Source organism: Falsiphaeobacter marinintestinus (assembly GCF_007923355.1).
Lineage (GTDB): Bacteria > Pseudomonadota > Alphaproteobacteria > Rhodobacterales > Rhodobacteraceae > Phaeobacter_A > Phaeobacter_A marinintestinus.
Genome location: NZ_VOGO01000002.1, coordinates 18,305 through 40,794, shown reverse-complemented (window position 1 = coordinate 40,794; position 22,490 = coordinate 18,305). Strand labels below are relative to the sequence as shown.

At 58.9% G+C, this 22,490-nt stretch carries 25 protein-coding genes; 11 read left to right on the top strand and 14 right to left on the bottom strand.

Translation table 11 applies throughout. The annotated features are described in order from the left end of the window. The first annotated feature begins 10 nt into the window (after nucleotides 1–10). The 4 genes from FOY56_RS04465 to FOY56_RS04455 all read left to right on the top strand — a co-directional run bounded on the left by FOY56_RS04465 (nucleotide 11) and on the right by FOY56_RS04455 (nucleotide 2,368). On the top strand, nucleotides 11–622 hold the full coding sequence (locus FOY56_RS04465) for an inner membrane-spanning protein YciB (protein ID WP_146344629.1): 612 nt from the start codon (nucleotides 11–13) through the stop codon (nucleotides 620–622). A 75-nt stretch (nucleotides 623–697) separates the two neighbouring features. Next, complete coding sequence (locus tag FOY56_RS04460; RefSeq protein ID WP_146344628.1) at nucleotides 698–1,372, top strand: Crp/Fnr family transcriptional regulator; 675 nt, start codon at nucleotides 698–700, stop codon at nucleotides 1,370–1,372. Nucleotides 1,373–1,539: 167 nt separating this feature from the next. Further along, nucleotides 1,540–1,698: a hypothetical protein gene (locus FOY56_RS23465; RefSeq protein ID WP_186766235.1), complete on the top strand. Its 159-nt coding sequence runs from the start codon at nucleotides 1,540–1,542 to the stop codon at nucleotides 1,696–1,698. Between the two features lie 217 nt (nucleotides 1,699–1,915). Then, nucleotides 1,916–2,368 (top strand): GFA family protein, encoded by a 453-nt coding sequence (locus tag FOY56_RS04455; protein WP_146344627.1) that lies wholly within the window; start codon nucleotides 1,916–1,918, stop codon nucleotides 2,366–2,368. A gap of 198 nt (nucleotides 2,369–2,566) precedes the next feature. On the opposite strand, the gene FOY56_RS04450 is transcribed toward FOY56_RS04455, so the two are convergent. From FOY56_RS04450 to rpiA, 8 genes are all read right to left on the bottom strand, one after another. After that, nucleotides 2,567–4,006, bottom strand: a complete 1,440-nt coding sequence (locus FOY56_RS04450; protein ID WP_146345130.1) for a Do family serine endopeptidase — start codon at nucleotides 4,004–4,006, stop codon at nucleotides 2,567–2,569. A gap of 247 nt (nucleotides 4,007–4,253) precedes the next feature. After that, a complete protein-coding gene (locus FOY56_RS04445) occupies nucleotides 4,254–4,448 on the bottom strand; it encodes a DUF2065 domain-containing protein (RefSeq protein ID WP_146344626.1) in 195 nt (64 codons plus the stop codon). Beyond that, on the bottom strand, nucleotides 4,448–5,323 hold the full coding sequence (gene hflC / locus FOY56_RS04440; protein WP_146344625.1) for a protease modulator HflC: 876 nt from the start codon (nucleotides 5,321–5,323) through the stop codon (nucleotides 4,448–4,450). The genes FOY56_RS04445 and hflC overlap by 1 nt, the downstream gene beginning before the upstream one ends. Then, entirely contained in the window at nucleotides 5,324–6,481 is a 1,158-nt protein-coding gene (gene hflK, locus FOY56_RS04435; protein ID WP_146344624.1) for an FtsH protease activity modulator HflK, read from the bottom strand. A 69-nt stretch (nucleotides 6,482–6,550) separates the two neighbouring features. Beyond that, nucleotides 6,551–7,912, bottom strand: a complete 1,362-nt coding sequence (gene gor, locus FOY56_RS04430) for a glutathione-disulfide reductase (protein WP_146344623.1) — start codon at nucleotides 7,910–7,912, stop codon at nucleotides 6,551–6,553. Nucleotides 7,913–8,018: 106 nt separating this feature from the next. Then, entirely contained in the window at nucleotides 8,019–8,294 is a 276-nt protein-coding gene (locus tag FOY56_RS04425; protein WP_146344622.1) for a hypothetical protein, read from the bottom strand. A gap of 286 nt (nucleotides 8,295–8,580) precedes the next feature. Next, a complete protein-coding gene (locus FOY56_RS04420) occupies nucleotides 8,581–9,141 on the bottom strand; it encodes a hypothetical protein (RefSeq protein WP_146344621.1) in 561 nt (186 codons plus the stop codon). A 3-nt stretch (nucleotides 9,142–9,144) separates the two neighbouring features. Then, nucleotides 9,145–9,933, bottom strand: a complete 789-nt coding sequence (gene rpiA, locus FOY56_RS04415) for a ribose-5-phosphate isomerase RpiA (RefSeq protein ID WP_146344620.1) — start codon at nucleotides 9,931–9,933, stop codon at nucleotides 9,145–9,147. Between the two features lie 77 nt (nucleotides 9,934–10,010). Between rpiA and FOY56_RS04410 the strand changes: the two genes are divergently transcribed. From FOY56_RS04410 to FOY56_RS04400, 3 genes are all read left to right on the top strand, one after another. After that, entirely contained in the window at nucleotides 10,011–10,823 is an 813-nt protein-coding gene (locus FOY56_RS04410) for a glutathione S-transferase family protein (protein ID WP_342779772.1), read from the top strand. A gap of 2 nt (nucleotides 10,824–10,825) precedes the next feature. Beyond that, the gene (locus tag FOY56_RS04405; RefSeq protein WP_146344619.1) at nucleotides 10,826–12,199 is read left to right on the top strand and encodes an L-serine ammonia-lyase; all 1,374 of its coding nucleotides are present in this window, start codon (nucleotides 10,826–10,828) and stop codon (nucleotides 12,197–12,199) included. 79 nt (nucleotides 12,200–12,278) lie between these two features. After that, nucleotides 12,279–13,211: a DMT family transporter gene (locus FOY56_RS04400; protein WP_146344618.1), complete on the top strand. Its 933-nt coding sequence runs from the start codon at nucleotides 12,279–12,281 to the stop codon at nucleotides 13,209–13,211. Here the strand turns inward: FOY56_RS04400 and FOY56_RS04395 are convergent. After that, nucleotides 13,120–13,848 (bottom strand): thiamine diphosphokinase, encoded by a 729-nt coding sequence (locus FOY56_RS04395; protein ID WP_146344617.1) that lies wholly within the window; start codon nucleotides 13,846–13,848, stop codon nucleotides 13,120–13,122. The genes FOY56_RS04400 and FOY56_RS04395 overlap by 92 nt on opposite strands. A 139-nt stretch (nucleotides 13,849–13,987) precedes the next feature. Here FOY56_RS04395 and FOY56_RS04390 point away from each other — a divergent pair, with 139 nt between their 5' ends. Then, complete coding sequence (locus FOY56_RS04390; RefSeq protein ID WP_146344616.1) at nucleotides 13,988–16,363, top strand: chemotaxis protein CheA; 2,376 nt, start codon at nucleotides 13,988–13,990, stop codon at nucleotides 16,361–16,363. A gap of 86 nt (nucleotides 16,364–16,449) precedes the next feature. Here the strand turns inward: FOY56_RS04390 and FOY56_RS04385 are convergent, their stop codons facing one another. Both FOY56_RS04385 and FOY56_RS04380 read right to left on the bottom strand, forming a co-directional pair. Beyond that, nucleotides 16,450–16,686: a DUF2842 domain-containing protein gene (locus FOY56_RS04385; protein WP_146344615.1), complete on the bottom strand. Its 237-nt coding sequence runs from the start codon at nucleotides 16,684–16,686 to the stop codon at nucleotides 16,450–16,452. Next, entirely contained in the window at nucleotides 16,686–17,981 is a 1,296-nt protein-coding gene (locus FOY56_RS04380) for an adenylosuccinate synthase (protein ID WP_146344614.1), read from the bottom strand. Before FOY56_RS04380 ends, FOY56_RS04385 begins: the two co-directional genes overlap by 1 nt. 163 nt (nucleotides 17,982–18,144) lie before the next feature. Here FOY56_RS04380 and FOY56_RS04375 point away from each other — a divergent pair, with 163 nt between their 5' ends. Then, complete coding sequence (locus FOY56_RS04375; RefSeq protein ID WP_146344613.1) at nucleotides 18,145–18,540, top strand: DUF6524 family protein; 396 nt, start codon at nucleotides 18,145–18,147, stop codon at nucleotides 18,538–18,540. An 11-nt stretch (nucleotides 18,541–18,551) separates the two neighbouring features. On the opposite strand, the gene FOY56_RS04370 is transcribed toward FOY56_RS04375, so the two are convergent. Genes FOY56_RS04370 through nthA form a run of 3 tightly spaced genes read right to left on the bottom strand, consistent with a single transcriptional unit; the run spans nucleotide 18,552 to nucleotide 20,157 of the window. Beyond that, entirely contained in the window at nucleotides 18,552–18,866 is a 315-nt protein-coding gene (locus tag FOY56_RS04370; RefSeq protein WP_146344612.1) for a nitrile hydratase accessory protein, read from the bottom strand. Then, complete coding sequence (gene nthB / locus FOY56_RS04365) at nucleotides 18,863–19,540, bottom strand: nitrile hydratase subunit beta (RefSeq protein WP_146344611.1); 678 nt, start codon at nucleotides 19,538–19,540, stop codon at nucleotides 18,863–18,865. Before nthB ends, FOY56_RS04370 begins: the two co-directional genes overlap by 4 nt. Beyond that, a complete protein-coding gene (gene nthA, locus FOY56_RS04360; RefSeq protein WP_146344610.1) occupies nucleotides 19,537–20,157 on the bottom strand; it encodes a nitrile hydratase subunit alpha in 621 nt (206 codons plus the stop codon). The genes nthB and nthA overlap by 4 nt, the downstream gene beginning before the upstream one ends. 114 nt (nucleotides 20,158–20,271) lie before the next feature. On the opposite strand from nthA, the gene secG reads away from it, so the two are divergent. Continuing rightward, nucleotides 20,272–20,637, top strand: a complete 366-nt coding sequence (gene secG, locus FOY56_RS04355; protein WP_146344609.1) for a preprotein translocase subunit SecG — start codon at nucleotides 20,272–20,274, stop codon at nucleotides 20,635–20,637. Nucleotides 20,638–20,799: 162 nt separating this feature from the next. Beyond that, nucleotides 20,800–22,443 carry a CTP synthase gene (pyrG, locus tag FOY56_RS04350; RefSeq protein WP_146344608.1) on the top strand — a complete coding sequence of 548 codons (1,644 nt, stop codon included), beginning with the start codon at nucleotides 20,800–20,802 and terminating at the stop codon, nucleotides 22,441–22,443. The last annotated feature ends 47 nt before the right edge of the window (nucleotides 22,444–22,490 follow it).

The following is a 22,490-nucleotide window of genomic DNA, read 5'->3' as shown; positions in this document are numbered from 1 at the left end:
ACAAGACACCATGACAGAGCAGAACGCTGAGCATAAAACCGTCAACCCGATCCTGCGGCAGGTTCTTGAACTGGGCCCGCCAATCGCGTTTTTCGTGATGTACCTGAAGCTGCGCGATCAGACATTCGACTGGGGTGGCACCGAGTACTCGGGATTTATCGTTTCAACCATTCTGTTCGTTCCGATCATGCTGGCTGCGATGGCGATCCTGTGGCACCTGACCGGCAAGCTCAGCCGCATGCAGATCTTCACCGCATTCATGGTGATTTTCTTTGGCGGCCTGACCGCGTGGTTCAATGACGAGCGGTTCTTCAAAATGAAAACGACGCTGGTCTATGGCACCTTCGCGACGATCCTTGGCATCGGGTTGCTGCAGGGCCGGTCTTATCTGGCCTATGTCATGGCCGAGATGTTGCCGATGGAAGACGAGGGCTGGATGATCCTGACCCGCCGCCTGTGTCTGGGTTTTGCAGTTCTGGGCATAGCAAATGAATTCGTCTGGCGCACCATGTCGACCGACCTCTGGGTCAAGATCGAAACCTTTGCCTTTCCCATCGTGCTGTTCCTGTATCTGTGGTGGCAGGTTGTGAGCCTGCAGAAATATCTGATCGACCCCGAATAGGGACTTTAAGCCACAGCAGCTATGCGGAAGGCTTTGCTTTTGTTACTATCTGCACAATTGCGGGAGTGAGAAAAAGTGGCCAAGACCCCATTGCCTGACAAGGGCTTCCTGTCGGATGCGTCCGACAAGCTCAAAGAGATGCTGGCCGATCAGGCCAGTGAAATCGTGTTGAAACCCGGCGAGATTCTGTTCGAACAGGGGGACGAGGGCGATGCGCTATATGCCATCCTGTCGGGATCTCTGGAGTTTTCGATCCTGTCGGTCAGCGGGCGCAAACTGTCGCTGGATATGATGGGTCCGGGCGCGGTTTTTGGTGAGATCGCATTGTTTGATCCCGGCTGTCGCACTGCAACCGTGATCGCTCTGCGCGAAAGCCGCCTGTTGCGGGTGCGCAATTCGGACGTTCTGCAACGGGTTCAGAGTCAGCCAGAGATGGCCAATGACCTGATCCGCCTGGCGGGCAAGCGCATGCGCTGGATGGGCAGTCAAACGAACGAACAGGTGTTCCTGCCGATGCCGACCCGGTTGGCGCGCAAGCTGCTGTATCTGGCCAATGCCAGCGGCCAAAACCCCGAATCGCTGTCCCTGTCGCAAGCGGAACTGGCCGAACACGTGGGCGCAACGCGCGAAGCCGTGTCAAAAACCCTGTCCAGCTGGAAAAAGGCCGGAGTGATCGAAGCCACCCGCAAGGGTCTGACAATTATAGATGTTTCCGGACTGGAAGCTTTGGCCGAACCGGACGAGATCTGACTTTGATCTGACCGGCGGCCCCCCGTTTCAAAAAACTTTTCCAAAATTCTGATCGACTGTGAAGCAGGTCACAGATCGAAAAGCGAGTCGTGGGCATATTGGATGCACGACGAGTGACAAGTAGCAGACAAGGAAATCGAAACTCAAAGCAAACGGAACCAGCTCCCATGACCTATATTCAATCCATTCATAACCGCGCCGTGACCTACGCTCCCACCCCCAAGACCAACTCGATCATCGCAACTGTGCTGCATTGGGTCGCTGTCAGCGACCGGCAATTTCGCCAGGCACAAAAGCGGGTCGATGCCACGGCGGACCATTTTTAAATAAGCCAGTCTCCCCAAGGTCGGTCCAATCCCATCCCGCAACCGTCCCGGACCGACCGCCCTAAGGGCCATGTGCTGTCCCGCACATGGCCCTTAATTTATGCCAGGGTTCCAATGGCTTGTTGCGCTTTAGCTATCGGGTATCATTTACCATATGGCTCTCGGCCTCAAACATCTGCTATCGTTTAGCGAGGTCAAAAAAGGAGGCAGACTCCTAATGGTACTTCCCAAGCCGCCCCTGACGGGGGCTTGCCTGTGTGGATCTGTGCAGGTCACCGTGACAACACCGCCGCTTCTGACTTTTGCATGCCATTGTCGCGACTGTCAGAAGTTCACTGCAAGCGCCTATTCCCTGACCACAATGGTCGCAAGTGACGGGTTTTCCTATACGGGGGACCTGATCAAAGGCGGTCTCGGGTCAGAGGAGCGGACGCACTACTTTTGCAAATCATGCCTGAACTTCGTCTTTTCTCAGGTTGCAGGAGCAGATCACCGGATTAACCTGCGCACATCGCTTCTCAGCGACGCGGCTTCGTTTGAACCGTTTATTGAATTGATGACGGACGAGAAAATGCCTTGGGCACGTGTTCCTGCCGTTCACAGTTATGCCCGACATCCGGAGTCTCTCGAAGAACTGCAGATGCTTATGGATGAGTATTCGAAGCTTTGACCCAAATCTTGCGGTTTGAACGCTGAGAATCAGCCACCTCCCACCATTTCAAATACTGCCATCCAGATACCTCGCAGCATCGTTCAAAACAGGCGCCTTGCGTGTCGCAGGTCTGGGTATCAAAAACAGCCGTTTCCCCGGCAACGAAAAAGGCCGGGACAAACCCGGCCTTTTCCTGATTCTACTTGGTCGGAAGGCTTATTTGTCTTCCAGGCTCAGCGCCACAAAGCGGGGTTCACCGCCACGACGGATCAGCAAGAGCAGCGACTTGCGGCCTGCCTCTTTAGCCTCTTCGATGCGGTCATCCAGGTCAGACAGCGATGCTACCTTTTGCTGACCCGCTTCGGTGATAAAGTCACCGGCGCGCAGGCCCTTTTCAAAGGCTTCGCTGGCTTCGTCGACGTTGACCACAACCAGACCGGTCATGTCTTCGGCCAAACCCAGTTCAGACAGCATCTCGGGTGTGGGCAGGGTCAGAGTCAGACCAAGGATCTCTTTCTCGCTGACATCCGGGGTATCTTCGCCCGGCATGGCAGTCTGAATCGGACGCTCGGCATCTTCGCGACGGCCAAGGGTGACCAGAAGGGTCTTCGTACCACCTTCGCGGTACACAACGACACGGACAGCTTTGCCGACGGTGGTGTTGCCTACCTGACGGACCAGCGCGCGGGTGTCTTCGACCTCGACCCCATCAAAGCTGGTGATCACATCGCCAGCCAGTAATCCGGCCTCTTTTGCAGGTCCCTCTGGCACGTCAGTGATCAGTGCGCCTTTTGCGTCTTCAAGGCCAATCGCTTCGGCCACATCATCGGTGACGTCCTGAATGCGCACACCCAGCCAGCCGCGACGGGTTTCGCCGAATTCCTTCAACTGGTCGACGACTTTGCTGACCACGTTCGATGCCATCGAGAACCCGATGCCGATCGACCCGCCATTGGGCGACAGGATCGCGGTGTTCACGCCAACCACGTCGCCATCCATGTTGAACAGCGGACCACCCGAGTTGCCACGGTTGATGGCAGCGTCGGTCTGGATGTAATCGTCATAGCTGCCTGACAGGGCGCGGTTGCGGGCGGACACGATGCCGACCGAGGCTGAAAAGCCCTGACCCAGCGGGTTACCCATGGCAAGCACCCAGTCACCGACCCGGGACATGTCGCTGTCGCCGAAGGTCACGAAAACCAGCGGTTCATCGGTTTCGACCTTCAACAGGGCAATGTCGGTCTTGGGGTCGGTGCCAATCAGCTTCGCGGGCAGCTCTTCGCCCGAGAAGAATTCGATCATGATTTCGTCAGCGCCGTCGATCACATGGTTGTTTGTGACCACAAAGCCGTCTTCAGAAATCACAAAACCCGAGCCAAGCGCCGAGGACCGGCGGGGACGGTTCTGGTTCTGGTCCTGATTGCGGTCCTGGAAATCGCGGAAGAAATCCTCGAACGGGGATCCTTCGGGGACGATACCCTGTGGGCCGGTGCGGCCTTCGACGATGGTGGATGTGGTGATGTTGACCACGGCGGGGCTGATTTTTTCGGCCAGAGGGGCCAGGCTTTCAGGGCGGGCCTGCGCCATGACGGCCTGAGCCAGCAACAGGATCGTGGCCAGAATGGCCAGCCCGGTGATGCGGGCGCGTGTGGCCATGCCGTGTTCCGGGGGGGCAAAACGTACAAGTGGCTGCAATGGAGATCTCCTTGTCAAAGCCTGTAATGATCGGACCAACCGACAGAATGAAGGGGTCCGGGAAACTGCGCTCAATGTAAGCGCTGGGGCAGCGCCTGCAACGAGTGTTGCATGAAATCAACGCGATGTGAAAGAGGTGTGAAGTGTCTTGACGTAAGGCAAAACACTGTTTCCCGAAGCGTTGGCAAGGTTTCGCCGGACGGTCGCATCAGGCGCCAAACTGATGCGCGATCCAAAGCAGGATCAACCCCGTGACAACCGCCAGTGCGCCCACTTGACGGCGGGCGGAGTGCGGTAAATCCCGCAACATTTCAAGCAGTTGCTCAAGTAAAGAAGGGGCCAGCACCCAGACCAGCCCCTCCACAATCAATACCAGCCCGAGGGCCAGAAAGATGGTCGCCATCAGTTGGGCACACCGTCAGCCGATTTCAGATAGTTGAAGAATTCGGAGTCGGGCGACATGACCATGGACGAATTGCCTTCCTGCAGGGCGCGGGAATAGGCGGTCAGCGAGCGATAGAATTCAAAGAACTCAGGGTCAGCTCCAAAGGCTTCGGCGAAGATCCCGTTCCGTTTGGCGTCAGATTCACCCCGGATCACTTCGGCCTCGCGTTTGGCTTCAGACACCAGTTCGACCACAGTCCGTTCGGCCTGAGCCCGAACCCGCTGCGCGGCCTCTTTACCACGGGCGATTTCGTCAGCAGCTTCCCGTTCCCGCTCGGCCCGCATTCTTGCGAATGTGGCTTCAAGGTTGGCTTGCGGCAGATCGGTGCGCATCAGCCGCACGTCAATGACCTCAAGACCCAGCGCGTTTGCTTCGTTGCGCGCAGCCTCGCGGATGCGCAGCATCAGAGCGGCCCGATCAGAGCTGAGGATGTCGTTGGAACTGACCGAGCCCAACACTTCACGTGTTTGGGCACGCAGGATGGAATCAAGTCGCGCTTCCGCAGTGGTCACACCGCCGGCACCAACGGCCTGACGGAACTGACGCACATCAACGATGCGATAGCGGGCGAAAGCGTCAACCACCAGCCGGCGATCATCCAGAGGCGTGATTTCCAGCGGGCCAACCTCGCGGCTGAGAATCCGGTCGTCATAATACACAACGTCCTGGATCAGCGGGATCTTGACCGCCAGACCCGGGTTTTCTTTGACGTCGACGACACGGCCGAATTGCAGCACGAGCGCCTTTTCGCGTTCATCGACGATGAACACAGACGACAGCACGGCAGCGACCGCCACGACCACTAAGGGCAGGATGAAAGTTGTTTTCCGCATTTACTGATCTCCCCCGGAACGGCGCAGTTCGTTGAGCGGCAGGTAGGGAACGATCCCCTGCCCGTCACCTGACGTGGAAGGATCGATGATGATCTTGTCGACCCGTCCCAGAACCTCTTCCATGGTTTCCAGGTACAGACGCTTGCGCGTCACTTCAGGTGCCTTCAGGTATTCTTCCAGAACCGCACTAAAGCGGCTGGCTTCACCTTCGGCTTCGTTGACGACACGGGCACGATAACCTTCGGCTTCTTCCAGTGTCTGGGCGGCCTCACCACGGGCGCCGGCCAAAACCTGGTTGGCGTACGCATCGGCCTGTTTCTGCAGACGGTCACGTTCCTGACCGGCGGACTGCACCTCGCGGAACGAGTCCTTAACCGATTCCGGCGGATCGGCACCGTCAAAGTTCACCCGGATGATTTGCACACCCGAAGAATAGCTGTCGAGCGTCAGCTGGATCAGTTCTTCGAGCCGTTGGGCAATGATGCCCCGGTCCCGGTTCAGGATCGGTGCCAGTTCGGACTGGGCGATGATTTCACGCATCGCCGATTCAGATACCGCCTGAATGGTCTGGCGCGGATCGCGCAGGTTGAACAGGTAATCTGCCGGGTTCGAGATGTTCCAGACCACCTGGAAGTCGATGTCGACGATGTTTTCGTCGCCCGTCAGCATCAGACCCGCGTCCTGACCCCGGCCCGTGCCGATGTCTTCGCGCTGTTCTGTCGTGACCGGGATAACTTCGGCAGTGACCAGCGGCCAGGGTGCGAAATTCAGGCCCGGATTGCCGATCGAGGAAAACTCGCCCAGGAACAGTTCAACCGACTGTTCTTCGGGTTTGACGGTGTAAAAGCTGGCCATGCCCCACAGTACGACTGCGGCGACAACGCCCAGACCGATGGTGCCTTTGGTGAAGATCGGCGATCCGCCACCCGAGCCGCCAGAACCGCCGCGACCACCATCGCCGCCGTTGCCGCCACGACCGCCCATCAGGACGCGCAGCTGTTCCTGGCCTTTCTTGACCAGCTCATCGATCTCGGGGATCTGCGGGCCGTCGTCATCCGGCCGACGGCCACCGCCGCCTCCACCGTTGTTTTCGCCCCGGTTATCTCCGCCACCAGAAGAGCCTCCGCCCCCCCAGGGACCGCCGCTGTTACCCGCCATACGTCCTTTTCCCCTTTTTAACCGCTTTTCAGCGGCACCAGTCATAACTTGTGTGCGCGTGAGCGCAAATCAAGCCGTTCGGACCGGTGCTTTCATTGTCACCATTTCTTCGGACATGGTCGGATGCACCGCCACGGTCCGGTCGAAGTCTTCTTTGGTCGCGCCCATTTTCACTGCGATGCCCGCCAATTGGATCATTTCACCCGCGCCGGGTGCAACGATGTGGCAGCCCAGAACCTTGCGGGTTTTCTGGCTGACCACAAGCTTCATCAGCACCCGGGCCGCGCGCCCCGCGAAACTTTGCTGCATCGGCTTGAACGATGTCGCATAAACCTCGATCGGCTCTTGTTCGGCGGCGTCTTCTTCGGACAGACCCACGGTGCCCATTTCAGGCTGGGTGAAGATCGCTGTCGGAATCAAGTCGTGATCCGGAGCGGTCGGGTTGCCCTTAAACACGGTTTCGACAAAAGCCATGCCTTCTCGGATCGCGACCGGCGTCAGGTTGACCCGATCCGTCACGTCGCCAATCGCATAGACTGATGGCACGCCGGTCTGGCTGTATTGGTCAACCACGATTTCACCTTTGCGGCCACGTGCGATTTCAAGCGCTTCCAGCCCCATATCGTCAGCGTTGGGCACGCGTCCGGTGGCGAACATCACCTGATCAAACAGGCGTTCGTCGCCATTGGTGGCCTTGACCCAGATCTTGTCGCCCTCTTTGCGCATCTCAAGCACGTTGGTGCCCAGATGCACATCGACGCCGTTCTGGCACATCTCTTCGCAGACCAGCCCGCGCGCTTCGTCGTCAAAGCCACGCAGGATCTGTGCGCCGCGATAGAATTGGGTGGTCTGAACGCCCAGCCCGTTCAGGATGCCGGCAAATTCGCTGGCAATATAGCCGCCGCCGACGATCAGGATGCTGTCGGGCAGCGTATCGAGATGGAAAATGTCGTTCGAGGTGATACCAAGCTCGGCGCCCGGAATTTCAGGCTTCACAGGGCGTCCGCCAGTGGCGATCAGGATATGTTTGGCCGTTTTGCGAGTGCCGTCGGCCAGTTCCACGGTATGCGGGTCGACCAGTCTGGCACGCTGATCAAAGCTTTCGACGCCGGAATTTTTCAGCAGGTTGCGATAGATCCCTTCCAGCCGGTCAAGTTCGTCCTCAAGCTTGGTGCGGAAGGTCGGCCAGTTGAAGGCCCCGGGCTGAATGTCCCAGCCATAGGCCTGCGCATCATCGACCATGTCGGCGTATTCACTGGCAAAAACCATCAGTTTCTTGGGCACACAGCCCCGGATTACGCAGGTGCCGCCATAGCGGTCTTCTTCGGCCAGGGCGACCTTGGCACCGGTTTCTCCGGCAGCCACTCGCGCGGCGCGTACACCACCGGAGCCGCCACCGATGACAAACAGATCATAGTCGAAGTCGCTCATCGGAGCCCCCTTGCCAGTGTGCAAGGGGATATGTCATGTCACTTGCGAAAAAACCAGAGGTTGGGCCATAAAAAGCCACCAGACACTTGCCCGATGGCTAGAGTCTTCAAAAGCTGTCATCGCCCGTTAATTGAAAGTCGAGAACCGCGCTTTCGAACATCATTAGGCCGTGGTCCTCTGCCGGGGTATCGCGCAAGTCTGTTTTGCGGTCAGAGTCTTCGCCCCGTGACGCGCCTGTGGCGATCCTCAGGTCGTCATCCTCGGATCGAGATCCGACGCCACCTGTGGGCTCGGCTGTCTTGAAAATGAATGATTCTTCGCTTTCGGCGGAACCGCCCACATCGAAGGATGTAATGAATACGTTGTGCAATTTCGGTCGCATGGTTCTAACCCCTTATCAAAACAAAATTCTTTCGAATTCTAAGTTGACCTTAGGAACCGCGCTGTATCCCGTCTGTGACGTTGATCACGTCTTTTGAAACTCTCTGAGCGAAGCTCAGTCCGACAGACCCGCGAACAGGTTGCCGCTTTCGAAAAAGCCCAACTTATCGAGGGTTTTCTTGACCAGAGCTACCTTTGCGCCAGTCTCGCCAGCGGCCACCGACGACTAACAGATCATTGTCGAAGCTTGTCTATTCTGCCTTTTCTTATGCCCGGAGAAGTGTGACCTATCCCGCGCCACTATCCAGCTGCCGCCGGTTCACCTGATCCTGCCATGGGTCGTCCAGATCGGGCCTATAGTGGCGCATCGTATCAATGAAACGATCAGATAGACCCTGGGGCATTGCCTCGAAAGGCATCTGAGCGTTCGCTTTTTCGTGATCCGGAGAGAGATAACTGACATATGGCATAGACCTGAGGGATCGGGTCTGGGCGTCCCAACGATCAACGTAACGGACGTTTTTCCAATCAATCCCCAACAAGCCACAAGCCGTGCTGCGTATCGTCATACCCTGCGCGTCAACGCGGCATATAAGAGCGGGCAGATCGCGTATCGTGGCCGACTTCTTAATGACCCAAATGCAGATCCATACAAAGCTATAGAACGCTAGAAGGATAGTGAGTATGGGAAACGTTTCTTCGCTCTCAAACAGTCCATTCATTTCGAATACGATGAGAAAGATGAAGAATGCGACCGATCCAGCTAGTGCAAACTGCGCTGGTCCCAACATCCGTTTTCTGAATGCTCTGGGATCTTCCCGAAACTCGATCTCCGGCTGGGTCGCCATAGCTCAGTCCGCGAGATCCGTGAACAGGTTGTCGCTTTCGACAAAGTCCAGCTTGTCGTGTTCGACCGTCCCTTCGTTGATGTCGCGCAGTTCGACGCGACCGTCGCCATAGCCCAGAATGACCATGTCACAGATGTCGATGAACAACCCGTTTTCCACAACACCGGGCATCTGGTTCAGCACCATCGCCATCTGGCGCGGGTTGCCGATGCGGCCCAGATGCAGATCAAGGATATGATTGCCTTCATCCGTGATGAACGGCACCTCGCCATTCATCCGCATGGTCGAATTGCGGCCCAGAACATCCATCGAGATCAGGGTTTCTTCGATCAGCGCCTGCGTGGTCTGCCAGCCAAAGGGAATCACCTCGACCGGCAATGGGAAAGTGCCGAGGCTTTCGACCTCTTTGCCCACATCGGCGATGACGATCATCTGGTCGCTGGCGGTCGCGACGATCTTTTCCTGCAGCAGTGCCCCGCCGCCGCCCTTGATCAGGTTCAGATCGGAGTCAAATTCATCAGCCCCGTCAATGGTCAGATCAAGCCATTTCGCTTCATCCAGCGACACCACTTGAATACCGACATCGCGGGCCAGTTCGGCCGTCCGGGTCGAGGTCGGCACGCCGCGAAACTTAAGCCCCTCGTCGCGCACCATTTCACCCAGACAGCGCACCAGCCAGGCCGCCGTGCTGCCCGTGCCCAGACCAACCCGCATCCCGTCTTCGACGAAATCGGCAGCCCGCTTGGCGGCAACAAATTTGGCCTTATCGATGGGTGACAGGTCTCCGGTCATGGCAGTGACTCCTTGGGTGTTTTGGGGCCTTATAAGCCGAAGCCGCGACAACTGCGAGAGTCTTGTGGCGTGCCCTTTTGGAAAGGGTTGGAAAATGTGGCTGGCAGTACGGGGCGCCGCGCTTTTCCAGTCCATTTGGTCGCTTTGGGGCCACCCTGCCCGGTGGCGGCTGGTACAAGGCGATCATGAACCCGACGTATCGCCTGTACTATGCTCCTGACAATGCCTCGCTGATCGTTCGGCTGGTGCTGGAAGAGATGGCGCTGCACTATGACACCTGTCTGGTGGATCGCAGCGTTGGCGCACAAGGGTCGGCGGCCTATCTGGCGCTGAACCCGGCCGGGCATATCCCGACGTTGATAACGCCGGACGGGCCTGTTTCGGAAACGGCCGCGATCCTGTTGTGGTTGGCCGACCGTCACGGACAGATGGCCCCATCAGTCAACGCGCCCGGTCGTGGCGTGTTTCTGAAGTGGCTGTTCTTTGCATCGAACACGTTGCAGGTTGGCCTGCGGCTGAACTTTTATCCTGAGAAGTATGTCGGGGCCGAGGCCAATCATCAGGCGGCGTTGCGGGCGCAGATGCAGACGGTTTTACCCACGCATCTGACGCTGTTGGAACAGTTGGCGAACGAAGGCCATGACTGGTTCGGCAGCGTGGAGCCTTCGGTTCTGGATTACCATATTGCCTGCTGCCTGCGCTGGTCTGCGTTGTATCCTGATACCGGCCCGGGCTGGTTCCAACTGAGCGATTATCCAAACCTCGCCGCTCTTGCCTTGCAACTGGAGCAGCGCCCCGCCGTCGCCACGGCGCAATTGGCCGAGGGGCTTGGCCCGACCCCATTCACCGCCCCACAACTCTGTACCCCCCCGGAAGGGAGCGCATTCTAATCATGTTTTTGTCTGTATTCGACATGTTCAAAGTTGGCGTTGGGCCGTCTTCATCGCATACGATGGGTCCAATGGTGGCAGCCGCCCGGTTCCTGGATCTGATGCGCGCCTCGCCTTTTGAATTTGACGGGGTGAAGGCCAGCCTGCACGGGTCTCTGGCCTTTACCGGGGTCGGGCACGCCACCGACCGGGCTACGATCCTGGGCCTCGCGGGGTTTCGCCCGGACACCTATGACGCGGCAAAGGCCGAAGCTGCGCTGACGCTGATCCACGAGGCCGGTCTGGTTCAGCCGCACGGGTTTGATAGCCTGCGTTTCGATCCCAAGGCCGACCTGATCTTCGACTATGACCGCGCCCTGCCCGGCCATGCCAATGGCATGATCTTGATGGCCACGGATGCGCAGGGCGACGTGATCCTGCAGCAGGTATATTATTCGATTGGCGGCGGCTTCGTGTTGACCGAGGAAGAACTGGACAGCGGCAAGGCCACGGATGAAGGCGCGCCGGTGCCTTTTCCGTTCAAATCCGCCGCCGAGATGCTGGAGATGGCAAAGGCCAGCGGCAAGACCATTGCAGAGATGAAACTGGACAATGAAGTGTCCCGTCATGGACACGTTGATTTTCGCAAAGGCACCGCGCGGATCTGGGAGGTCATGAACGACTGCATCAACAACGGGCTGGCCGTGGATGGCATCCTGCCCGGCGGTCTGAACGTCCGGCGCCGCGCCCATCGCATCCACCAGGCGTTGTTGGCAGAACAGGGTTTGAACCTGACGCCGCCGCATACAATCAACGACTGGATCAGTGTTTATGCCATGGCTGTAAACGAAGAGAACGCCGCCGGTGGTCAGGTGGTCACCGCCCCGACCAATGGCGCGGCGGGCGTTCTGCCCGCGACTTTGCGGTACTATCTGGACCATGTGCCGGGCGCCTCCACGACCCGCATCGAAGAGTTCCTGCTGACCGCTGCCGCCATCGGCGGGTTGGTCAAATTCAACGCCTCGATCAGTGGAGCCGAGGCCGGGTGTCAGGCCGAGGTCGGCAGCGCCAGCGCGATGGCTGCCGCCGGTCTGTGCGCTGTGTTGGGCGGCACCCCGGAACAAGTTGAAAACGCAGCTGAAATCGCGCTGGAGCACCATCTGGGCATGACCTGTGATCCGGTCAAAGGGCTGGTGCAGGTTCCATGTATCGAACGTAACGGGCTGGGCGCAATCAAGGCGGTTTCGGCGGCGTCACTGGCCTTGCGCGGCGACGGAGATCATTTTGTTCCACTGGACGCCTGTATCGAAACCATGCGCCAGACCGGGGTGGATATGAGCGAGAAATACAAGGAAACGTCACTGGGCGGATTGGCGGTAAATGTTCCGAATTGTTGACCGTTTGAGGGATAATTTACCTTAGGTCATGCAAAACCGCCGCTTGCATCCGGTAACTGGCTCGCTCTAGCGTCACCCCATGTCAATGGATAGGCCAGTTCTGGGCATCAGTCTGATGTTGGGTTTTTGCATCGTTGCCCCGATGGGGGATGCGGTCGCAAAACTGCTTGGGCCATTGATTCCACTCGCACAACTGCTGTTCGTGCGCTTTGCTGTTCAGGCGATCATCCTGATTCCGCTGGTCATCGCCACACGGCGGCATTGGCGGATGCGTGGGCGGGTGTTGTGGCTGGCGGCGATCCGCACGGGCCTGCACATCGCCGGGATTGGCGCGATGTTTTCCGCGCTGAAGTTCCTGCCGCTGGCCGATGCCGTCGCCATCGCCTTTGTGATGCCATTCCTGATGCTGCTGCTGGGCAAATACGTGCTGGGCGAAGAAGTCGGGATCCGGCGCATTCTGGCTTGCGTTGTGGGGTTCATCGGCACGCTGCTGGTCATCCAGCCCAGCTTTGCCGAAGTCGGTTGGCCCGCCCTGCTGCCGTTGATCGTTGCGGTGGTGTTTTCACTGTTCATGCTAGTCACCCGCCAGATCGCCAAGGAAACCGACCCGATCGGCCTGCAGGCCGTGAGTGGTGTGATGGCTTGCGTTGTGCTGGTGCCTGTTCTGCTGATCGGCGGTATGGCCGAGGTTCCGGTTCTGCAAATCGTAGTTCCGAACCAACAAGAGTGGGGCCTGCTGCTGGCCATTGGCGTTTTGGGAACGCTGGCACATTTGCTGATGACATGGTCGCTGCGCTATGCGCCGTCGGCGACGCTGGCCCCGATGCAATATCTGGAGATCCCGGTGGCGACCTTGTTGGGGTGGCTGATCTTCCGCGATCTGCCCAACACTCTGGCCTCGGTCGGGATCTGTATAACGATCAGTGCGGGTTTGTATATTGTGATCCGCGAACAGACCGTGGCGCGGCAGATGGCCCGGGCGAACCGGGAAAAGGCGCGATCGCCTGCATAGCGGCGCGCAACGCCGTACGCGGCAGGATCAGCAACATCCCATGACCGTCAACATCTAGCGTGATCGGCCCAACCGCGCGGTTCGAGGTGCCGACGCGCCCGTCCGGGGCGAGCTTCAGCCCGTCAATCGGCCATTTCAGCCCGGTCGACCGCCCCGTCACCAGGCGCATCGGAAACAGAGATACCACGTCTCCGGGCTGCAGATCCAGAGACAGTTTGGCAGGCACATGCAACAGGATCTCATGCTGTCCCAACAGGATGCAGGGCGTGTCGGCCCGGCGCACCAACGCACTCAGCGCAGCAAGCTGATGATCGATCCGGGCGCCCAGAAAGCCGAGTGCCAGGATTAACGGTGCCTTGATATTCCTTAACGCCTTGTCAAAATCCGTGCTATCCTGCTCATCGATCTGGTGCAGCCGCGCTTGCGGAATACGGGTTCGGGCAGCATCACTGAGTGAATCAAAGTCGCCGATGACGGCATCGGGCATATGGCCATGCGCCAGTACCGCGTCCGCCCCGCCGTCGGCAGCCACAAGCAAAGGGGCGAGGCCCAAAGCTTCGTTCAGGTCGGTCAGGGCCAGGTCGCCGCCGCCAACAAGCGTCACTGGATCGGATGTTTGAACAATCGCTGAATTCATGGTCGTATTAATGGCCGTTTTGGAAACAGACCACAATGTCGCCACAAAATGATACGCTGAGCGGCACAGAATCGGGCCGAAAATGACGATCCGTCCATGGTAAACACTGGTCAATAATAGTTGAGAGGACGAGCATCCTATGGTTAACAACAACAAAGTATTGACCGTATCATACGGCACGTTTTCCTGTACCCTTGAAGGGTTCGAAGACTCATTTGATACAATGAAAGCGATTGCAGAGTACTTCCGCGATCTGGCGTCGGATGATCGGTATTTCGGAGCCGAACCGCCGCAACCTGACGCGGACATGCTGGCGCGCATTGCCCAGCGCGAAATCACCCGCAAGGTCGAAGCCCACCACGACGAATCGGGAATTGTGCTGCGTGCATCGGAAGGTGTGTCATCGGAGCGCGCGCCGGTCGCCTCTGCTCCGGTTGCTGCAGCTGCCGTTTCTCTTGCCGTGCCAGCATCCCAGATCGCGGCCGAACCGGTCATCGCCGAAACCGCAGTGGATACCGCAGCTGTTGAAGAAGCCGTCGAGATGGACGATGCCCCGACAGATGAACCGGTTGAGGTGGAAGACGTCATCGATGAACACACGTCGACGAATGCTGCCATCGAAAACGCGGTCGAAGATGTAGCCACTGATCCGGTTGTAGAAAGCGATTCCGACGCAACAGAAGAGACACTTGAAGTGGCCCCGCAAGAGGCTGCCGTCGCCGAAGAAGAGCCCTCTGTTGCGGATATCGCTGAAGACATTGCTGAAGACTTCGACCTTGCGACCATGGTGGAAGCAGCCATCGAGAACGCTGAATCTGAAGTCGAGGTTGAAACGGTTGCCGATGCCGAGATTATCGATGCACCCGTTCAAGCTGACCCGGTGTCAGACGTGCAGCCATCGGTCGACAGCATCGCGGCCAAGTTGCAGCGCATCCGTGCCGTTGTGGCCCGCAACGAAACGCTGACCGACGATGAAGAGTTCACCGAAGACCTGCAAACAGAGGCCTTCGTTGCCAGCGCAGCAGCTGATATCAGCGACGTTCTGGATGTTGAAGACCACGGCCATGACGACGAGGATGGAGAAGATGGCGACGCGATCAGCGCCATTCTGGGCCAGTTGGATACTGCCGTCGACGTGTCTGAAGACGACGTAGAGGACGAGGCTGACGTCGTTGAGGTTGCCGAAGTCGAGGTTGCCGAAGCTGAAGTTGCTGAGGTTGAGGTTGCCGAAGCCGAGGTTGCTGAGGTTGACGTTGCCGAAGTCGACGTGGCTGAGATCGACGGTGCCGAAGCTGAAGTTGTCGAGACCGAAGTTGCCGAAGACGCCAGCCTGTTTGCCGGTCTGGAAACGGCCCCCGAGGCCATTGCAGTAGCAGATCAGGATGAGGCTGAGGTTGCCAACATCCTCGACGCGGTGTCGTCCGAACCGGACGTGTCGGTTGAAGACCCCAAGCCCGCCCGCAAGATCCGCCGTGTGCGCGTCAAAGCGATCAAGCGTGCTGACTTGGAACGGGCCATTGCCTCGGGTGAGATCGAATCGGTCACCGCGCCGACAACCACCCCGGCGCCCGAAGCCCCCGAAGCCGCTCCCGAAGTCTCTGCGGAGCGCAAAAGCTCATTGACGGCTGAAGCCGAAGCCGACCTGATGCGCGAGCTGGCAGAAGTCGAAGCTGAATTTTCGACCCCGACCGAAACGGCTGACACCGTTGCCGAGGTCAATCTGGATGAAGACGTCGATGACGATATCGATTTCGACATTTTTGAAGATGACGACGTTGATACCGATGACGCATTTGAAGAAGACGATGACGACCACGGCACTTCCAATCTGTTGGCCGAGGCCGATCAGGACGGGGATCTGACGCGCCTGATGGCTGCCGCCGAGGAAAAGCTGGACGATCCCGAAACGACGTCAAAAGCCGAAGCCTTTCAGAACCTGCGCGCCGCCGTTGCCGCGACTCAGGCTGACCGCGACACCGGCGGTGATCCGGGCGCTACAACCAAGGACAATGAATATCGCGCCGACCTGGCACAAGTGGTCAAGCCGCGCCGCCCGTCGGCCAGCACCACGGCTTCGCCGCGGCCGCGCACAGAGGTCAGCAAACCTGCGCCGCTGAAACTAGTGGCCGAACAGCGCGTCGATGACATTGGTGACGCCAAGCCAGCCTCGCCCGTCCGTCCACGTCGGATTGCAACGCCGCTGGAAACTGCGGAAAGCATCGAGAACGAGACCGAGTTTTCGGCCTTTATCGAAGAAATGGATGTCCACAGCCTGGCCGAGCTACTGGAAGCCACAGCGTCTTACATGAGCTTTGCCGAAGGCCGTGAGCAGTTTTCGCGCCCGCAGCTGATGAGCAAGGTGCGGCTTGTCCATAACGACGATTTCAATCGCGAAGACGGGCTGCGCGCGTTTGGCCAGTTGCTTCGCGAAGGCAAGATCGAAAAGGCTGGCGGTGGCCGCTTTGCCGCTTCGGGCGACATTGGATATCAGCCACAGGCCCGCGCCGCAGGTTAACGGCCCGCGCAACAGGAATACGAAAAACGGCAGCCTTTGTGGCTGCCGTTCTTTTTTTGTTCAGAGACAGGAAGCCAGTGATCAACTCACTTTGCGTCCTGATCCGGATCAGCCTGTCCGACGCCCCGAAACACGTATTTGAACGGGAAGGCCCACAGGATACCCAGACCGACATATACTGCCAGCTCCAAAAGAATCGGTGGCCGCCCGAACTTGACCCCAAGCCAGTTCACCACAGTCACCGCGACCACCACATACAGCGGCAGGCCAACCAGCAGGATCACCAGCGACCAGCGGCGGCGGGCTTTGTGCGACAGCGCCATCAGTCAGCAAACGGGTCGGTGACAAGGATGGTATCCTCGCGCTCGGGGCTGGTGGACAGCATCGCGACCGGACAGTCGATCAGTTCTTCGACCCGGCGCACGTATTTGATCGCGTTTGCAGGCAGGTCAGCCCAGCTGCGTGCGCCCTCGGTCGATTCGCTCCACCCCGGAACCTCTTCGTAGATCGGCACACAGCGCGCCTGCTGGTCGGCGGCTGTCGGCAGATAGTCCAGCCGGTCTCCATCCAGGTCATAGCCAACACAGATCTTCAGCGTCTCGAATCCGTCCAGAACGTCAAGCTTGGTCAGGGCAATGCCACTGACACCGGATGTCGCGCAGGTCTGACGCAGCAGGGCTGCATCAAACCAACCACAGCGTCGTTTGCGCCCGGTGGTGGTGCCGAATTCATGACCACGCTCGCCCAAACGCTGACCGTCTGCATCGTCCAGCTCGGTTGGGAACGGACCTTCGCCAACACGGGTGGTATAGGCCTTGACGATGCCCAGTACGAAATCGATCGAATTCGGGCCGATACCGACCCCCGTGGCCGCTTGTCCCGAGATCACGTTGGACGATGTCACGAAGGGATACGTGCCAAAATCGATGTCCAGCAACGCGCCTTGCGCCCCTTCGAACAGGATACGTTTGCCCGACTTGCGCTTTTCGTTCAGCACCTTCCAGACCGGCGCCGCGAAGGGCAGGATCTGCGGCGCGATCTCTTTCAGTTGCGCGATCAGGGCATCGCGGTCGACCGGATCAAAGCCCAAACCCTTGCGCAGAGGGTCATGGTGCTGCAGCGCGCGGTCAACGCGGGCGATCAGCGTTGCCTCATCCGCCAGATCTGCAACACGGATCGAACGGCGGCCCACCTTGTCTTCATAGGCCGGGCCGATACCGCGACCTGTGGTGCCGATCTTAGTGCCTTTCGAGGCCGCTTCTTCGCGGGCGCGATCCAGCTCTCCGTGAATCGGCAGGATCAGCGGGGTGTTTTCGGCGATCATCAGAGTTTCGGGCGAAATCTCGACCCCTTGCTCGCGCACGGTGGCGATTTCGTTCAGCAGGTGCCACGGGTCCAGCACCACACCGTTGCCGATGACAGACAGCTTGCCGCCACGCACAACACCCGAAGGCAGCGCATGCAATTTATAGACTTTGCCGTCGATCACCAGCGTATGCCCGGCGTTGTGCCCCCCCTGAAAGCGGGCGATTACATCTGCCCGCTCACTGAGCCAGTCCACGATCTTGCCTTTTCCTTCGTCGCCCCATTGGGCGCCGACCACGACGACATTGGCCATTTCAGGTCCTTTTGCATCAGAGATATGTCAAACCGGACCTCATATACCGATGCCGCTGCAACAGTGAAACCGGAATTTCGACGCAGCCCTGGTGAAGGGGTGGACAGCGCCCCGGAAAATGCGCGATTCTGTGCTGCAAAAGGCACGAGGCGGAAATTTCAAGATGGGTGTTTTCCTGCGGTGGCTGTTTGCATTCCTGCTGCTGATGCTGACCTACAACCCGACGGACTGGAACTATGTTCGCTGGGCGCTGGAGAACTATGAGCAGTTTCTGTCTATGACGGTGCTGCTGGGGCTGGTTCTGATCATCGGCTATATCATCTACCTGCGCGCCACGATCCGTTCGATCGGGGCGTTCGGCATGTTGCTGGTGCTGGCAGTGATCGGCGCGTTGCTGTGGGTGCTGTATGATCTGGGGCTGCTGGATCTTGAGAACACCGATATCAACGTCTGGCTGGGCATCTTTGCGATGTCCGTGGTTCTGGGCATCGGGCTAAGCTGGAGCCATGTACGCCGCGCCCTGTCAGGCCAGTCGGATGTGGACAACGTCGACGAATAGCCGTCGCCTTTTTAGGTTTTCAGGTGCACCGGGTCGCCATGCGGCGTGGTCAGATAAGCCGATTCCCAAGCCGCCCGCATCTGTTCGACGTCAGCCGGGGCAGCCTGCCCGAGATCGGCCAGCAGCGTTTCAAGAGTTTCAAGCCAGGCCGTGAAATAATCGTCGCCACCATCCAGTTCTTTCGCAAGGCCATGCGTCGCAAGGGTTTGCGAGAATCGCGTGGCCCAGTCAGGCCAGGCAAAATATCCGGCTTCGTTCAGATGCACGGTCAGGGCAAAAACCTGCCCATGCCAGGGGTGGGTGAAAACCGGTTCAGGGGCGGTCATGCGGGCCTCAGATACGATTGCCAGAGGTCCAGAGTGACCTCGTCTCGCGGATGTTCGGGATTGGCCCACAGCTCTTCCGCTTTGAACACGACAGTATAAAGCGGCTCGGGTGCTTCGCCCAGCGTGTGCGCATTGCTGTCGGGCAGGACGTGCGCACCGTGATGGCGCAGGATCCGGCCTGTGGCCCCAGCGGCATAGGCTGGCAGGCGCGTGTGACCGCCATCGGTCAGCCTGTTGTCAGCCGGGCGTCGGGTGCGGACGGTTTGTCCGGGTTGGAAAAGAGGCTGTTCACTATAAGGTCGGTCGGCAGGTCCGCCTTTGGCGATGATGCCCGCCACGGCCTCGGGCTTCATCGAGCGGGTCGCCAAGGGGTGTGGCATGTCATCGCCCTGCCCCGCCAGATCGGCTTTGGTGAGAACTCCGTTCCCGACCAGCAGATCGGCCAGACCGGCCATCCACTTTTCATAATACGAAAACCGGGTGTAATCCTTGGGCGACAGGCATTCACGGGCGTGGCGCGACATGTCGAGGTTCCATTGGCCCAGCGATCCGCAGGCCAGCGTCACCGCAAGGGCGCGCGCGTGCCAGTCTTGTGCGAAAACCGGATCGTCTGGCCCTCCGGGATCAACCGGCCCGTCGCCATATCGCCCGCCCATGTCATGCACGCGGGTCATGACGGTGCCTTTGCCAGGCCGGTGCCGATCATGCTGTCGCGGGTAACCAGCGCAGCCAGCGCATCGACATCCATACCGTCCGTGCCTGTGGGCCGTTGCGGGATCACCAAATAGCGCACCTCGGCCGTCGAATCCCAGACACGTACCGAGGATTCGGGGGGCAAATTGACCCCGAAGTTGGCCAGAACCTTACGCGGTTCGCGCACCGCGCGGGCGCGATAGGCGTCGGATTTGTACCACCCCGGCGGAATCCCCAACAGCGGCCACGGATAGCAACTGCACAAGGTGCAGACGACCATGTTGTGAGTCTCGTCGGTGTTTTCGACGGCAATGATGTGTTCGCCCTGGCGGCCAAAGAACCCCAGATCGGCCACAACTTCGGTCGCGTCTTTCATCAGCGCGGCGTGAAACGCCGGGTCAGACCATGCGCGGGCCACCACCATGGCCCCGTTTCGCGGGCCAATGCGATTCTGATAGGCGTCGATGATTTCATCCAACGCAGCCGGGTCAATCAGGCCCTTTTTCGTCAGGATGGTTTCCAAAGCCTTGACCCTGAGCGCGGGCTCGGGCGGCAAAAGGGCGTGCGGGTCGTCGTGATCGTGGTGGTCATGTGGCATAAGTGAACTCTGGGCGGTCAGGGGCCGGTTTGTCCAGTCGCAAAGTCATGTCTTGCCCACCGGCGCAAACTTCCCTACATACCGCGCGGTACACGCCAAACGTCGCAGGGTTCCATGGAAAACGTCATTCTCATCGTCCACCTTCTTCTGGCTCTTGGCCTGATCGCTATCGTTCTGATGCAGCGGTCTGAAGGCGGCGGCCTGGGTATGGGCGGCGGCGGTGGCGGGGCCATGACGGGCCGCGCAGCTGCGACGGCGCTTGGAAAAGTGACATGGGTGTTGGCTGCGGCCTTTATCTGCACTTCGATCGCGCTGACCATCGTAACCGCTCAGAAGTCGGCCGGAACCTCGGTCATCGACCGTCTTGGCGTTCCGACGCAGGAAGAAACCGACACCGGCGCACCGGCGTTGCCCACGGGTGAGGGCCTGTTGCCTCCGTCTGCGGATGACAACGCGCCGCTGGTGCCGCGCGCCGACTAATCCACTAGACCTTGGATGACAAAAAAGAACCGCAACAGCATCTTGCGGTTCTCTTGCGCTGAGCGCGCGAATCCTTTATGTGTGAAGTCCCGTGATGCTGCGGTTTTTTAACCGTTCTGGGCACCATCAATACTTGTGACTCACGGGGGCTGCCGAACACTCATGGCGCGTTTTATTTTCATTACCGGCGGCGTTGTTTCGTCTTTGGGCAAAGGCCTTGCATCGGCCGCTTTGGGCGCTTTGCTGCAGGCACGGGGCTATTCAGTCCGACTGCGAAAATTGGATCCGTATCTGAACGTCGACCCCGGCACGATGAGCCCGTTTGAGCACGGCGAAGTGTTTGTCACCGATGACGGCGCCGAAACCGATCTGGACCTTGGCCATTATGAACGGTTCACCGGTGTCCCAGCCTGCAAGACAGACTCGGTCAGTTCGGGGCGGATCTATTCCGACGTGCTCGAAAAAGAACGGCGCGGCGACTATCTGGGCAAGACGATTCAGGTGATCCCCCACGTCACCAACCAGATCAAGGATTTCATCCGGATTGGCGAAGACGACGTCGATTTCATGCTGTGTGAAATTGGCGGCACAGTTGGCGACATCGAGGGTCTTCCGTTCTTCGAAGCCATTCGCCAGTTCGGGCAGGACAAACCCCGTGGCCAGTGCCTGTACATGCACCTGACCCTGCTGCCGTTCATCAAAGCCAGTGGTGAGTTGAAGACCAAGCCGACCCAGCACAGTGTGAAAGAAATGCGCTCGATCGGTCTGGCGCCAGATATTCTTGTCTGCCGCTCCGAAGGGCCGATCCCGGAAAAGGAACGTGCCAAGCTGGCCCTGTTCTGCAACGTGCGCCCCGAGTCGGTGATTGCCGCGCAGGATCTGTCATCTATCTATGACGCACCGCTGGCCTATCACCGTGAAGGTCTGGATCAGGCCGTCCTGGACGCCTTTCAGATCAGCCCGGCCCCCCGCCCCGATCTGACAAAGTGGGAAGACGTATCCGACCGCGTGCATAATCCCGAGGGTGACGTGAAAATCGCCATCGTGGGCAAGTACACGCAGTTGGAAGATGCTTACAAGTCAATCGCCGAGGCGCTGACCCATGGCGGTATGGCCAACCGGGTCAAGGTCAAGGTTGAGTGGGTCGATGCCGAGATTTTCGACACCGAAGACCCTGCCCCCTATCTGGAAGGCTTTAACGCGATCCTGGTGCCCGGTGGCTTTGGCGAACGCGGGACTGAAGGCAAGATCAAGGCGGCGCAATTCGCCCGGGAACGCAAGGTGCCCTATCTGGGGATCTGCCTGGGCATGCAGATGGCCGTGATCGAAGCCGCGCGCAATGTCGCCGGGGTCAAAACGGCCGGATCAGAAGAATTCGACCACGAGGCTGGCAAGAAACGCTTTGAACCGGTTGTCTATCACCTGAAAGAGTGGGTGCAGGGCAATTACAAGGTCAAGCGCGGTGTGGGCGACGACAAAGGCGGCACCATGCGCCTTGGAGCCTATGACGCGATGCTGACCGAAGGGTCGAAAGTGGCTGATGTCTATGGCAGCAGGCAAATCGAAGAACGTCACCGCCACAGGTATGAGGTCGACATCAAGTACCGCGAACAGTTGGAAGATTGTGGGCTGCGATTCTCGGGCATGTCGCCCGATGGCCGTTTGCCCGAAATCGTAGAATGGACCGATCATCCCTGGTTTATCGGGGTCCAGTTCCATCCCGAACTGAAATCGAAACCCTTTGCCCCGCACCCGCTGTTCAAGGATTTCGTCCGCGCCGCGAAAGAAACATCGCGGTTGGTGTGACAGATATCAAATCGTCATGTCGAAGGCAGCTCATTTTGAGCTGCCTT